This is a genomic window from Agromyces humi, from assembly GCF_009720255.1.
Classification (GTDB): domain Bacteria; phylum Actinomycetota; class Actinomycetes; order Actinomycetales; family Microbacteriaceae; genus Agromyces; species Agromyces humi.
This window is the reverse complement of the sequence record NZ_WJSP02000009.1, coordinates 1-13,243: the sequence shown is the minus strand read 5'-3', so window position 1 is coordinate 13,243 and position 13,243 is coordinate 1. Positions and strand designations below refer to the sequence as shown.

12 protein-coding genes are annotated in these 13,243 nt (G+C 69.9%); 6 read left to right on the top strand and 6 right to left on the bottom strand.

Annotation, left to right across the window (positions count from 1 at the left end):
- Positions 1-14 precede the first annotated feature (14 nt).
- Genes GH736_RS02150 through tkt form a run of 3 tightly spaced genes read right to left on the bottom strand, consistent with a single transcriptional unit; the run spans position 15 to position 4,848 of the window.
- The gene (locus GH736_RS02150; RefSeq protein ID WP_159599822.1) at positions 15-1,619 is read right to left on the bottom strand and encodes a glucose-6-phosphate isomerase; all 1,605 of its coding nucleotides are present in this window, start codon (positions 1,617-1,619) and stop codon (positions 15-17) included.
- Positions 1,616-2,728, bottom strand: coding sequence for a transaldolase (tal, locus tag GH736_RS02145; RefSeq protein ID WP_159599820.1), 1,113 nt, complete (start codon positions 2,726-2,728; stop codon positions 1,616-1,618). Before tal ends, GH736_RS02150 begins: the two co-directional genes overlap by 4 nt.
- Positions 2,729-2,754: 26 nt before the next feature.
- A complete protein-coding gene (gene tkt, locus GH736_RS02140; RefSeq protein WP_159599818.1) occupies positions 2,755-4,848 on the bottom strand; it encodes a transketolase in 2,094 nt (697 codons plus the stop codon).
- A 323-nt stretch (positions 4,849-5,171) separates the two neighbouring features.
- Here tkt and GH736_RS02135 point away from each other — a divergent pair, with 323 nt between their 5' ends.
- Entirely contained in the window at positions 5,172-6,092 is a 921-nt protein-coding gene (locus GH736_RS02135; RefSeq protein ID WP_159599816.1) for a heme o synthase, read from the top strand.
- Between the two features lie 71 nt (positions 6,093-6,163).
- Here the strand turns inward: GH736_RS02135 and GH736_RS02130 are convergent, their stop codons facing one another.
- Both GH736_RS02130 and GH736_RS02125 read right to left on the bottom strand, forming a co-directional pair.
- Positions 6,164-6,757, bottom strand: a complete 594-nt coding sequence (locus tag GH736_RS02130; RefSeq protein ID WP_159599814.1) for a gamma carbonic anhydrase family protein — start codon at positions 6,755-6,757, stop codon at positions 6,164-6,166.
- A gap of 10 nt (positions 6,758-6,767) precedes the next feature.
- Positions 6,768-7,706, bottom strand: a complete 939-nt coding sequence (locus GH736_RS02125) for a COX15/CtaA family protein (RefSeq protein ID WP_159599812.1) — start codon at positions 7,704-7,706, stop codon at positions 6,768-6,770.
- Between the two features lie 247 nt (positions 7,707-7,953).
- On the opposite strand from GH736_RS02125, the gene sufB reads away from it, so the two are divergent.
- The 5 genes from sufB to GH736_RS02100 are packed head-to-tail and all read left to right on the top strand — an operon-like array spanning position 7,954 to position 12,066.
- Positions 7,954-9,372 carry a Fe-S cluster assembly protein SufB gene (gene sufB, locus GH736_RS02120; RefSeq protein WP_159599810.1) on the top strand — a complete coding sequence of 473 codons (1,419 nt, stop codon included), beginning with the start codon at positions 7,954-7,956 and terminating at the stop codon, positions 9,370-9,372.
- 14 nt (positions 9,373-9,386) lie between these two features.
- Complete coding sequence (sufD, locus tag GH736_RS02115; RefSeq protein WP_235933800.1) at positions 9,387-10,556, top strand: Fe-S cluster assembly protein SufD; 1,170 nt, start codon at positions 9,387-9,389, stop codon at positions 10,554-10,556.
- Positions 10,557-10,558: 2 nt separating this feature from the next.
- Positions 10,559-10,885, top strand: a complete 327-nt coding sequence (locus GH736_RS02110; protein ID WP_159599806.1) for a non-heme iron oxygenase ferredoxin subunit — start codon at positions 10,559-10,561, stop codon at positions 10,883-10,885.
- A gap of 50 nt (positions 10,886-10,935) precedes the next feature.
- On the top strand, positions 10,936-11,715 hold the full coding sequence (gene sufC, locus GH736_RS02105) for a Fe-S cluster assembly ATPase SufC (protein ID WP_159599804.1): 780 nt from the start codon (positions 10,936-10,938) through the stop codon (positions 11,713-11,715).
- Positions 11,716-11,736: 21 nt separating this feature from the next.
- On the top strand, positions 11,737-12,066 hold the full coding sequence (locus GH736_RS02100) for a metal-sulfur cluster assembly factor (protein ID WP_056731923.1): 330 nt from the start codon (positions 11,737-11,739) through the stop codon (positions 12,064-12,066).
- Between the two features lie 54 nt (positions 12,067-12,120).
- Here the strand turns inward: GH736_RS02100 and GH736_RS02095 are convergent.
- The coding region (locus tag GH736_RS02095; protein WP_162529537.1) for a M3 family metallopeptidase at positions 12,121-13,243 on the bottom strand (1,123 nt) is incomplete at its 5' end.

Sequence of the window (13,243 nt, the reverse complement as noted above, 5' to 3'; positions counted from 1 at the left end):
GATCCTTCCGGGGATCAGCCGACGGCGTCGAACAGCGTCGCGATGTTCGCGGCGGGGTCCGTCAGCGTCAGGGTCAGCACCGGGCGGTCATGCTCGGCGAGCACGCTCGCGTCGCCGGATGCCTGCGCGGCGATGAGCTCGCCGAAGGTGAAGGGCCGGTCGGGGATCGCGAGATCCTCGACCGGAGTCTCCGTGATCTGCAGGAACACGCCGACGGCGGGGCCGCCCTTGTGGAACTGGCCCGTGGAGTGCAGGAAGCGCGGCCCCCACCCGAACGTGACGGGGCGGCCGGCACGTGCGGCGAGCCGGTCGCGCAACTGCGCCAGCTCGGGGTGCGCGACACGGTCGACATAAGCCTGGACGGAGACGTAGCCGTTGGCGGGCAGCTCCTCGAGCAGCACGTCGATCGCCGACACCAGGTCGCTGGCGGCGCCGATGACGTGCGGCGTGCCGCGCACCTCGATGCCGTCGGCGACGAAGGCTGCGGGCGCCGGCTCTGGCCGTGCGTCGAGCAGTCCGCGCGCCGCGATCTTCGCGGATTCGACATCGGGCTGGTCGAACGGGTTGATCCCGAGCAGGCGACCGGCGACGGCCGTGGCGTACTCCCACACGAGCAGCTGGGCGCCGAGGCTGCCCGAGACGCGGATCTCGCCGGTGTCGTGGTGGCTGAAGATCTGGTCGCCGGCGTCGTCGACGAGGCGCACGACCTGGACGTCGGGGAGGTCTGCCTTCAGCTCGGGCGCCTCGACGTCGAGGACGACGGGGAGGATGCCCTTGCCTTCCTTGCCCGTCGACTCGGCGATGAGCTGCTCGGCCCAGTCCGCGAAGCCCACGATGTGGGTGCCGTCGGCGACGATCGCGAGCTTGTCGCGCAGCGGCTCGGTGGCGGCGATGGCGGCGCCGAGCACCAGTCCGGGGTTCTCGGGGCTGTCGATCGCGAGCGAGAGCTCGATGGTCTCGGCCTCGTCCAGGATCTCGGCGATGTCGGCTCCGGCGAGCCCCGACGGCACGAGGCCGAATGCGGTGAGGGCCGAGTAGCGCCCGCCGACGTTGGGGTCGGCGTTGAACACGCGGTAGCCGGCCGCGCGTGCCGATTCGTCGAGCGGCGAGCCCGGGTCGGTCACGACGATGATGCGCGTCGCCGGGTCGATGCCCGCGTCGCGGAACGCCTGCTCGTAGACCCGGCGCTGGCTGTCGGTCTCGACCGTCGATCCGGACTTCGAGGACACGACGAGCGCCGACTCGGCGAGCCGGTCGCGGAGCGCCGCGGCGACCTGCCCGGGCTCCGTCGAGTCGAGCACGGTGAGCTCCACCCGCGCGGTGCGCGTGATGACCTCGGGCGCGAGCGAGGATCCGCCCATGCCGGCGAGCACGATGTGGGTGACGCCGTCGGCCTCGAGCTGTTCGCGGAGCGCCTCGATCTCGGGCACGAGCGGGCGGGAGACGGCGACCGCCTCGGTCCAGCCGAGTCGCTTCGACGCCTCGTCCTCGGCGGCAGGGCCCCAGAGCTCGGCGTCCTGGGCGGTGATGCCGCTCGCGACGAGGTCGGCGACCAGCGTCGGCACGGTGCGGCGCACGGCATCGGCGGCCGCTCCGCTCACGGAGATGCGGAAGCTCATCGTGCGGCCTCCAGTGCGCCGCGGACGGTGTCGAGCAGTTCGTGCCAGGAGACGATGAACTTCTCGACGCCTTCGCGTTCGAGGACGGCGGTGACGTCGTCGTAGTCGACGCCGACCCGGGCGAGCGCGTCGAGCACGGCGCCGGCGTCGGCGTACGCGCCGGTCACGGTGTCGCCGACGATCTCGCCGTGGTCGAAGGTGGCCTCGAGGGTCTTCTCGGGCATGGTGTTCACCACGCCGGGTGCGACGAGCTCGGTGACGTAGAGGGTGTCGGGCAGCGCCGGGTCCTTCACGCCGGTCGATGCCCAGAGCGGACGCTGCCGGTTCGCGCCGGCCTGCAGCAGGGCGGTGGCGCGGTCGCCGCCGAACACGTCCTCGTAGAGCTGGTAGGCGAGGCGGGCGTTCGCGATGCCGGCCTTGCTCTTCAGCGCGAGGGCCTCGTCGGTGCCGACCTCGGCCAGGCGCTTGTCGATCTCGGTGTCCACGCGGGACACGAAGAACGACGCGACCGAGTGGATCGTGGACAGGTCGATGCCCGCGGCCTTGGCCTGCTCCAGGCCGGTCAGGTACGCGTCGATGACCTGCCGGTACCGGTCCAGGCTGAAGATCAGCGTGACGTTCACGCTGATGCCCGCGCCGATCGCCGCGGTGATCGCCCCCAGCCCCTCGACCGTCGCCGGGATCTTGATCATCACGTTCGGCCGGTCCACCTTCTCCCACAACGCATGCGCCTGCTCGATGGTGCGCTCGGTGTCGTGGGCGAGATCGGGTGCCACCTCGATCGACACGCGGCCGTCGTAGCCGCCGCTGGCGTCGAACACCGGGCGGAAGATGTCGGCGGCGTCGCGCACGTCGTCGGTGGTGGCCTCGAACACCGCGGTGTCGAGGTCGGTGCCGGCCTCGGCGAGCGTGTGCAGCTGCTCGCGATAGGCGTCGCCCTTGGCGAGCGCCCCGGCGAAGATCGTCGGGTTCGTGGTGACGCCGACGACGTTGCGCTCGGCGATCAGGCGCGCGAGGTCGCCCGTGGTGATGCGGTCGCGGGACAGGTCGTCGAGCCAGATGCTGACGCCGGCCTCTGAGAGCGCGGCGGTGGGGGAGTTGGTGCTCATGGGGATGTGTTCTCCTTCTGCGCGCGTCAGGCCGACGCGAGCGTCTCCTTCGCGGCGGCGACGACGGCGTCCGTCGTGATGCCGAACTCGCGGAACAGGGTCTTGTAGTCGGCGGAAGCGCCGAAGTGCTCGATCGACACGCTCCGGCCGCGGTCGCCCACGTACGGACGCCACGACAGCGAGATGCCGGCTTCGACCGACACGCGAGCCGTCACGGCGGCGGGAAGCACCGACTCGCGGTACGCGGCATCCTGCTCCTCGAACCACTCGAGGCTCGGCGCCGAGACGACGCGCGCCTGGATGCCGTCGGCCGCGAGCCGCTCGCGTGCGGCCACCGCCAACTGCACCTCGGAGCCCGTGGCGATGAGGATGACGTCGGGCGTGCCCGACGGCGCCTCGGCCAGGATGTAGGCGCCCTTCGCGAGTCCGGCCGCGGACGCGAGCGTGTCGCCGGATGCCGCACCGTCGCCGCGCTCGAACACCGGGATGTTCTGGCGGGTGAGCGCGATGCCCACCGGGGCGTCGCGCCGCTTCAGGATCTCGAGCCAGGCGATCGCGGTCTCGTTCGCGTCGGCCGGGCGGACCACCGTGAACCCGGGGATCGCGCGGAGCGTCGCGAGCTGCTCGATCGGCTGGTGGGTCGGGCCGTCCTCGCCGAGCGCGACCGAGTCGTGCGTCCAGACGAAGATCGAGGGCACCCTCATGAGCGCAGAGAGGCGCACGGCGGGCCGCATGTAGTCGCTGAAGATGAGGAACGTGCCGCCGAAGGCCCGCGTCTTGCCGTGCAGCACGATGCCGTTCACGATCGCCGCCATCGCGTGCTCGCGGATGCCGAAGTGCAGCACGCGGCCGTAGGGGTTGCCGGCGAACTCGTGCGTCGACCACTCCTCGGGGATGAACGAGGCCGCGTCGTTGATCGTGGTGAGGTTCGACTCCGCGAGGTCGGCCGAGCCGCCCCAGAACTCGGGCAGCACGCCGGCGAGGGCGTTGATGACCTTGCCGGACGCAGCGCGGGTCGAGACCTCGGCGCCGCCCTCGAAGGCGGGAAGGACGGATGCGACGTCGTCGGGCAGCTCGCCGGCCTCGAGCCGGTCGAGCAGCGCCTTCTTCTCGGGGTTGGCCTCCGCCCATGCGTCGAACGCGACCTGCCACTCGGCGTGCGCGGCGGCGCCACGCTCACGGGCGGCACGGGTGTGCTCGAGGATGTCCTCCGCGACGACGAAGGTCTGCTCGGGGTCGAACCCGAGCACCTCCTTGGTGGCGGCGAGCTCCGAGGCACCGAGTGCGGAGCCGTGGATCTTGCCGGTGTTCTGCTTGCCGGGGCTCGGCCAGCCGATGATGGTCTTCAGGATGATGATCGACGGCTTGGCCGCCTCGCCCTTGGCCGCCTCGATGGCGCGGTGCAGCTCGGCGACGTCCTCGACGTACTGGCCGGTCTTCTTCCAGTCGACCGTCTGCACGTGCCAGCCGTAGGCCTCGTAGCGCTTCGCGACGTCCTCGGTGAAGGCGATGTTCGTGTCGTCCTCGATCGAGATCTGGTTCGAGTCGTAGATCACGACGAGGTTGCCGAGCTGCTGGTGGCCGGCGAGCGAGGAGGCCTCGCTGGTGACGCCCTCCTGCAGGTCGCCGTCGCCCGCGACCACATAGATGAAATGGTCGAACGGGCTCGTGCCCGCTGGCGCGTCGGGGTCGAAGAGGCCGCGCTCGAAGCGGGCGGCGTAGGCGAAGCCGACGGCGGAGGAGAGGCCCTGGCCGAGCGGGCCGGTCGTGATCTCGACGCCGTCGGTGTGACCGTACTCGGGGTGACCCGGGGTCTTGGAGCCCCAGGTGCGCAGCGCCTTGAGGTCGTCGAGCTCGAGGCCGTCGCCGGCGAGGTAGAGCTGCACGTACTGCGTGAGCGAGCTGTGGCCCGCGGAGAGGATGAACCGGTCGCGACCGAGCCAGCCGTGGTCGGCGGGGTCGCGGCGCATGACCTTCTGGAAGAGGAGGTACGCGGCGGGCGCAAGGCTCATCGCGGTGCCGGGGTGCCCGTTCCCGACCTTCTCGACGGCGTCGGCCGCGAGCACGCGCGCCGTGTCGACCGCGCGATCGTCGATGGGTTCCCACTGCAGATTGGCCACGAGGTGCTGTTCCTTCCGATCGTGACGGCGTCGGGAACCGTCCGGCCCCCGACCCGCCGGGACGTTGCGGCGCGGTTCCGCCAGGCCGCGGGTTCTGCCGGGAATCGTTTCGGGAGGCCGGCGTGATCGAACCCGTGAAGCCGGGCGCGCAATCCTCAGTATATGGATTCGGGGGTGGTCTGTGACGGGGGATGACTCACAGCGGAGTCCGCGCTATGTGAGGCGGAAAGCGTATTCCGGAGAACGCCGCCTCGACCATGGCCTAGAATCGTCGAGGGTCGCGCGGGGAGTGCTCGTGCGCCCCCGCGCCCGGAAGAGGAACGATGTCGGCAGCTGTACACACTCGCGAGTCGCGACCGCAGATGACGGTACGGCGCAAGCTCTCCGCCTACCTCGCGCTCACGAAGCCGCGGGTCATCGAACTCCTGCTGGTGGTGACCGCGCCCACCATGATCCTGGCGCAGAACGGCCTTCCGAACCTGTGGCTGCTCGTCGCGACCCTCATCGGCGGCGCGATGAGCGCCGGGGCAGCCGGCGCCTTCAACTGCTACATCGACCGCGACATCGACCGCGTCATGAAGCGCACCCAGGGCCGGCCGCTGGTCACCGGCGAGCTGAGCGACCGCGAGGCGATCGTGTTCGCCTACGGCCTCGGCGCGGCATCCATCGCCTGGCTCTGGATCTTCACCAACTGGCTGGCCGCTGCGCTGTCGCTCGGCGCCATCCTGCTCTACGTCGTCTTCTACAGCCTCATCCTCAAGCGCCGCACGTCGCAGAACATCGTGTGGGGCGGTGTGGCGGGCTGCATGCCGGTGCTGATCGGCTGGGCCGCCGTCACCGAGAGCCTCAGCTGGACCCCGTTCATCCTGTTCCTCATCATCTTCCTCTGGACGCCGCCGCACTACTGGCCGCTCTCGATGAAGTACAAGGACGACTACGCGGCCGCCGGGGTGCCCATGCTCGCCGTGGTGCGCGGCCGTGCGCAGGTCGGCCTGCAGGTGATCCTGTACGCCTGGGCGACGGTCGCCTGCTCGCTGCTGCTGATCCCGGTCGCCGGCATGGGCCTCGTCTACTCGACGGTCGCGGTCGTGACCGGCGTCTGGTTCATCGCCGAGACGCACCGCCTCTACAACCTCGCCATCCGCCACGAGCAGGTCTCGCCCATGCGGGTGTTCCACGGGTCCATCGCGTACCTCTCGCTGCTCTTCCTCGCGATCGGGATCGACCCGCTGCTGCCGTTCTGAACCGTCGCGTTCTGAACGGGCCGTTCTGAACCGGGCCGTTCTGAGCCGAGCGGCGGATCCCGCAGCCGGCGTCAGTCGATGACGACGTCGTCGTCGTGCGCGGCGTAGAACTCCGACTGGCGCCGCATGATCTCGCGCATGCCCTGCTCGCGAGGCACCCCGTACACGGTGCCGACGAAGTCCAGCCCGCGCTGCACCTCCCAGATGTCGGCGTGGCGCTCGGGTGGGAGGATGCGCGCGGGGTCGCCCACCGCCACCCAGGCGATCGGCACCACCTCGCCGGCCGGGATGCGGGTGTTGACCTGGACGACGCCGTTGACCCGCACCTCGGCGCCCGCCTCGACGACGGCGCCGGGGAACACGGATGCCCCGGTCGCGATGAACGCCTCGTCGCCGATGCTCGCGCCGTTCACGTGCGCGTGCGGCCCGACGAGCACGCGATCGCCGATGACCACCGGATGGCCCGACCGACCGCGCACGAGTGCGTGCTCCATCACGACGCACTCGGCTCCGATCGTGATCTCGCCGTCCTCGGCGGTGAGCACGACGCCGTGCAGGATGCGGGAGCGCGGCCCCACGCGCACGTCGCCCGACAGCACTGCCGTCGGCGCCACCGTGGCGGTGGGATCGACGAGGGGGCGATGCCCGCGATGCTCGATCAGCACGGCACTGGCGTCATCGAGCGGATGCCGCGACCGGCGCGGCCGCGGGCGCGGCATCCGTCACCGCCGGGCGCTTGAGGTGCAGGACGACCACCGTCATCGATGCGGCGGTGAGCGCGGCGAGCACCATGTGCACGCCCACGGCGAGCGGCGGCAGGCCGTTGCGCGCCTGGTAGAGGCCGACCGCGATCTGCACCAGCTCGACGACGAGGAGGGCGCCCACCCAGCGCAGCGTGGGCAGCCGGAGCCGCCACGCTCCGACCAGCAGCACGACCGTGAGCCCGAGGAGCGCGTAGCCGGGCCAGGCGTGCACGTGCTCGAGCACCTCCGACTCGAAGCCGTTGCGGCCCGCGGCGGCATCGCCGGAGTGGGGCCCGGACCCGGTGGTCAGGATGCCGAACACGATCGTGAGCGCGAGGACGCCGGTGGTCGCGTGCGTGAGCCCGGCGTACCAGCTGGGGACGGCGAGCTCACGAGGGCCGGGCTGCGCGTCCATGCGCACGAGGAACGCCGCGCACACGCACACGAGGAGGAGCGACGAGACGTAGTGGAACCCGACGATGAAGGGGTTGAGCCCCGTCCACACGGTGATGCCGCCGACGATGGCCTGCGCGACGATGCCGACGCCGACGATGAACGCGAGCATGAACAGGTCGCGGCGCTGGGCGCGGATGCGCCAGACGAGCACGAACAGTGCGAGCGCGATCAGGCCGACGACGCCGGTCATCATGCGGTTGCCGAACTCGATCAGGCCGTGGATGCCCATCTCGGGCGTCGTGATGAGCGAGTCCGCCGTGCAGGTCGGCCAAGTGGGGCATCCGAGGCCCGAACCCGTGAGGCGCACCGCACCGCCCGTCGCGATGATCACGACCTCCGCGACGAACGAGAGCCAGGCGACGACGCGGATCCGCCCGTCGACTCGGTCGGGCAGCCACTGGATGAAGCGGTTCACGCTGGTCGTCCTGATCCGGGTCGCACTGTGACGGCGCTGGGAGTACGGAGCACTCGACAGCGCGACCCTATAGACTTGAAGGGTTGGGAAGGCCCGCGAGGCGCGCGTCAGCGCGATGCGAGCTCCCAGCCATCTTAGGTTCGCACTGGAGCCGCCCGCACATCATCACCCAGCCAACGAGCGCCTCGACTCGCGAGGGAATGAGCCGGACTCATATCCGGTTGCACGGGAGGAGAAGAGGGAGAGCATGACGGACGTACTGATCGACCGCCCAGAACTCGAAGGACTCGGCGTCTACGAGTTCGGCTGGGCCGACTCCGACGCTGCGGGGGCTTCCGCGCGACGCGGGATCTCGCCAGAGGTCGTCGCCGACATCTCGGCCCTGAAGAGCGAGCCCGAATGGATGCTCCAGCGCCGCCAGCGCGCGCTGCAGCTCTTCGAGCGCAAGCCCATGCCCACCTGGGGGGCCGACCTGTCGGAGATCGACTTCGACAACATCAAGTACTTCGTGCGCTCCACCGAGAAGCAGGCCCAGACGTGGGAGGACCTGCCCGACGACATCAAGAACACCTACGAGAAGCTCGGCATCCCCGAGGCGGAGCGCCAGCGCCTCGTCGCCGGCGTCGCCGCGCAGTACGAGTCCGAGGTGGTCTACCACCAGATCAACGAGGAGCTCGAGCGCCAGGGTGTCATCTTCATGGACACCGACACCGCGCTCAGGGAGCGCCCCGAGTTCTTCGAGGAGTACTTCGGCACCGTGATCCCCGCCGGCGACAACAAGTTCGCCGCGCTCAACACGGCCGTGTGGTCGGGCGGCTCGTTCGTCTACGTGCCGCCGGGCGTGCACGTCGAGATCCCGCTGCAGGCCTACTTCCGCATCAACACCGAGAACATGGGCCAGTTCGAGCGCACGCTGATCATCGCCGACGAGGGCAGCTACGTGCACTACATCGAGGGCTGCACGGCCCCGATCTACAAGAGCGACTCGCTGCACTCGGCCGTCGTCGAGATCATCGTGAAGAAGAACGCCCGCGTGCGCTACACGACGATCCAGAACTGGTCGAACAACGTCTACAACCTCGTGACCAAGCGGGCGACCGCCGCCGAGGGCGCCACCATGGAGTGGATCGACGGCAACATCGGCTCGAAGGTGACGATGAAGTACCCGTCGATCTTCCTCATGGGCGAGCACGCCAAGGGCGAGACGCTCTCGGTGGCCTTCGCGGGCCCCGGTCAGCACCAGGACGCCGGCGCCAAGATGATCCACATGGCGCCGTACACGCAGTCGTCGATCGTCTCGAAGTCGATCGCCCGCGGCGGCGGTCGCGCCGGCTACCGCGGTGAGGTGCGCATCGACGCCAACGCGCACCACTCGGCGAACACCGTGCGCTGCGACGCCCTGCTCGTCGACACCATCTCACGCTCCGACACGTACCCGGCGATCGACATCCGCGTCGACGACGTGCACCTCGGACACGAGGCCACGGTCTCGAAGGTGAGCGAGGAGCAGCTCTTCTACCTGATGAGCCGCGGCATGCCCGAGGACGAGGCCATGGCCATGATCGTGCGCGGCTTCATCGAGCCGATCGCCCGCGAACTGCCCATGGAGTACGCGATGGAACTCAACAAGCTCATCGAGATGGGCATGGAAGGATCGGTCGGCTAGGAATGACCGCCCAGATGACCAGCACAGCCATGCCCACAGCCGAGCAGCACGGCCTCGTCGCGCACTCCGACGGCGCCTTCGTGCCCGTGCAGACGCGTTCCGAGCGGTTCCGCTCGGTGAACGTCGAGGACTTCGCGCCGGTGAACGGGCGCGAGCACGAGTGGAAGCTCTCGCCCGTGGCGGCCTTCGCCGATCTCACGGGCGGCGAGCTCGACGGCGCCCGCCTGCCGATCGAGACGACGGATGCCCCGGGCGTCCAGGTCTCGTGGATCGCCCGCGACGACGCCCGCATCGGCACCGCCGGCACGCCCGAAGAGCGTGCGAGCGCCAACGCGTGGACGGCGTTCGACGAGGCCCTCCTGATCTCGGTCACCGGTGAAGACGAGAAGGTCGTCGCCGTGACCCGATCCGGCCTCGGCACGGCGCCACGAGCGGGCCACACCGTCATCGAGATCGCGCCGAACAGCCGCGGACTCGTCGTGCTCCGCGGCATCGGCGACGCTCGACTCAGCGAGAACGTCGAGATCCTCGTCGGCGACGGCGCATCGCTCACCGTCGTCTCGCTGCAGGAGTGGAACGACGACGCGGTGCACCTCTCGAGCCAGTTCGCCCGCCTCGGCCGCGACTCGTTCCTGAAGCACATCGTCGTCTCCCTCGGCGGCAAGGTCGTGCGGGTGAACCCCTCGACCCACCTGGCCGAGCAGGGCGCCGACATCGAGGCGCTCGGCCTCTACTTCGCCGACGCCGGCCAGCACCTCGAGCAGCAGGTGTACGTGCACCACGACGCACCGCACACGAAGAGCCGCGTGACCTACAAGGGCGCGCTGCAGGGCGCGGGCGCACGCACGGTGTGGATCGGCGACGTGCTCATCGGCAACGCCGCGACCGGCACCGACAGCTACGAGCAGAACCGCAACCTCGTGCTCACCGACGGCACCCGTGCCGACTCCGTGCCCAACCTCGAGATCGAGACGGGCGACATCGAGGGGGCCGGGCACGCCAGCGCCACCGGCCGCTTCGACGACGAGCAGCTGTTCTACCTCATGGCCCGCGGCATCAGCGAAGACGAGGCCAGGCGCCTCGTCGTTCGTGGATTCCTCACCGAGATCGTCCAGAAGATCGGCTCGCCCGAGCTCGAGGCGCGACTCCTCGTCGCGATCGAGGCAGAACTGCAGGTGAGCTGACCGTGGCATCCGTTCGTGTCTGCGGCGTCGACGAGCTCGGCGTCAACGAGGCGTCCCGCTTCGTGGTCGACGGCGTGGCGATCGCCGTCGTGAAGGATGCCGCCGGCGAGGTCTTCGCGATCGGCGACACCTGCACGCACGGCGACATCTCCCTCGCCGAGGGCTTCGTGGAGGACGACACGCTGGAGTGCTGGGCGCACGGCTCCAAGTTCTCGCTCCGCAGCGGCAAGCCGCTCACCCTTCCCGCCTACGAGCCCGTCCCGGTCTTCCAGGTCGAGGTCAAGGACGGCGGCGTCCACATCGATCCCTCGGTCACCCTGACCGTCTGAACCAGCTTCCGGCCCGGAACGGCCGGCTCACGAAAGAGATTCACCACCACATGTCAGTGCTCGAGATCAAGAACCTGCACGTCAACGTCGAGACCGACCAGGGCACCCGCGAGATCCTCCGCGGCGTCGACCTCGTCATCAACGAGGGCGAGATCCACGCCATCATGGGCCCGAACGGCTCGGGCAAGTCGACGCTCGCGTACACGATCGCCGGCCACCCGAAGTACCACGTGGTGGAGGGCGAGATCCTCCTCGACGGCGAGAACGTGCTCGAGATGTCGGTCGACGCCCGCGCCCGCGCGGGCCTGTTCCTCGCGATGCAGTACCCCGTCGAGATCCCCGGCGTCACCGTGACGAACTTCCTCCGCACGGCGAAGACCGCCATCGACGGCGAGGCGCCGTCGGTGCGCACCTGGGTGAAGGACGTCCGCGAGTCGATGGCGAACCTGCGCATGGACTCGAACTTCGCCGAGCGCAACGTCAACGAGGGCTTCTCGGGCGGCGAGAAGAAGCGCAACGAGATCCTGCAGCTCGAGCTGCTCAAGCCGAGGTTCGCCGTGCTCGACGAGACCGACTCGGGCCTCGATGTGGACGCGCTGAAGATCGTCTCCGAGGGCGTGAACCGCGCCAAGGCGAACACGGGCCTCGGCATCCTCCTCATCACGCACTACACGCGCATCCTGCGCTACATCAAGCCCGACTTCGTGCACGTGTTCGTCGCGGGCCGGATCGCCGAGCAGGGCGGCCCCGAGCTCGCCGACCGGCTCGAGGACGAGGGCTACGACCGCTACCAGGTCGCCGAGCCCGCTGCGGCGGCCGCGGCCGAGTAGGCCGCGACTAGAATCGACATCATGGTCACCTCACTCGCTCCCGAGCGCTTCGACCAGGTCACCGAGGCGCTCAAAGACGTGATGGACCCGGAGCTCGGCGTGAACGTCGTCGACCTCGGGCTCATCTACGACCTCGGCTGGGACGAGGAGCACGACGCGCTCGTCATCCACATGACGCTCACGAGCGCCGGATGCCCCCTCACCGACGTGCTCGAGGAGCAGACGGCCGAGGCGCTCGACGGCGTCGTCGACGCGTTCCGCATCAACTGGGTGTGGATGCCGCCGTGGGGCCCCGAGCGCATCACCGACGACGGACGCGACATGATGCGCGCCCTCGGGTTCGCGATCTAGCCGAGCTCGACGATATGGCCCGGATGCCGACAGGCAACCGGGGCATCGTCGCGTTCAGGCAAGTCCGCGCCGGCGCAGGAGCGGCTCGATCGACGGCTCGCGCCCGAGCAGCGCCCGGATGGAGTCGCCCGGATCCCGGGACCCGCCGGGGTTGAGGATCTCCCGCCGGTACCGCGCGCCGTTCGCGCGGTTGGCGCCCCCGTGCTCCTCGAACCACTCCATGATGTCGGCGCCGGGCACCTCGCTCCAGATGTACGAGTAGTAGCCGGCGTCGTAGCCGCCCGCGAAGACGTGCGCGAAGTAGGAACTCGAGTAGCGTGGCGGCACGAGCGGATCGTCGAGGCCCGAGGCCGCGAGGCCGGAGCGCTCGAACTCCGCGACATCCGTCACCCGCTCGTCGGCGCCGATGCGGTGCCAGGCCTGGTCGAGCGCGGCGGCCGCCAGGTACTCGACCAGGTCGAAACCGGCGTTGAAGCCGCGGGCGGCGATGAGGCGTTCCACGACGTGCTGCGGCATCCGCTCGCCCGTCTCGTGGTGCACGGCGAACCGCTCGAGCACCTCGGGACGGAGCAGCCACAGCTCGTTCACCTGGCTCGGGAGCTCGACGAAGTCGCGGTAGACGTTCGTGCCGGCCTGCGACGGGTACCGTACGCGAGCGAGCAGCCCATGGAGGGCGTGGCCGAACTCGTGGAAGAGCGTCTCGGCCTCATCGAATGTCAGCAGCGTCGGTTCGCCCGCCGCCGGCTTCGGGATGTTCATGTTGTTGACCACGATGGGCCGGTCGCCCGTCAGCTCGGACTGCGCGACCAGCGAGCTCATCCAGGCGCCCCCGCGCTTGGAGTCGCGCGTGTACGGATCGAACAGGTAGAGGCCGACGGCCATGCCGTCCTCCTCGAAGACCTCGTACACCCGGGTGTCGGGGTGGTAGCCCACCAGGTCTCCACGCGCCGTGAAGCGCAGGCCGTAGAGCAGGTCGGCCGCGTGGAACACGCCGTCGACGAGCACGCGGTCGAGCTCGAGGTAGGGACGGAGGTCGCCCAGGTCGAGGTCGTGCTGCTCCGTGCGGACCTGCTCGGCGAGGAAGGCCCAGTCGGCGGCGACGGGCGTTCGAGCGCCGATGGCCGACGCGCGCGCGGCGAGCACGTCGCGCTCGCGTGCCGCATTCTGCATGGCCGGG

Coding starts and splice junctions, on each gene's coding strand:
- GH736_RS02150 (WP_159599822.1), bottom strand. CDS start 1,619: ATGAGCTTCCGCATCTCCGTGAGCGGAGCGGCCGCCGATGCCGTGCGC.
- tal (WP_159599820.1), bottom strand. CDS start 2,728: ATGAGCACCAACTCCCCCACCGCCGCGCTCTCAGAGGCCGGCGTCAGC.
- GH736_RS02135 (WP_159599816.1), top strand. CDS start 5,172: ATGTCGGCAGCTGTACACACTCGCGAGTCGCGACCGCAGATGACGGTA.
- sufB (WP_159599810.1), top strand. CDS start 7,954: ATGACGGACGTACTGATCGACCGCCCAGAACTCGAAGGACTCGGCGTC.
- sufD (WP_235933800.1), top strand. CDS start 9,387: ATGACCAGCACAGCCATGCCCACAGCCGAGCAGCACGGCCTCGTCGCG.
- sufC (WP_159599804.1), top strand. CDS start 10,936: ATGTCAGTGCTCGAGATCAAGAACCTGCACGTCAACGTCGAGACCGAC.
- GH736_RS02100 (WP_056731923.1), top strand. CDS start 11,737: ATGGTCACCTCACTCGCTCCCGAGCGCTTCGACCAGGTCACCGAGGCG.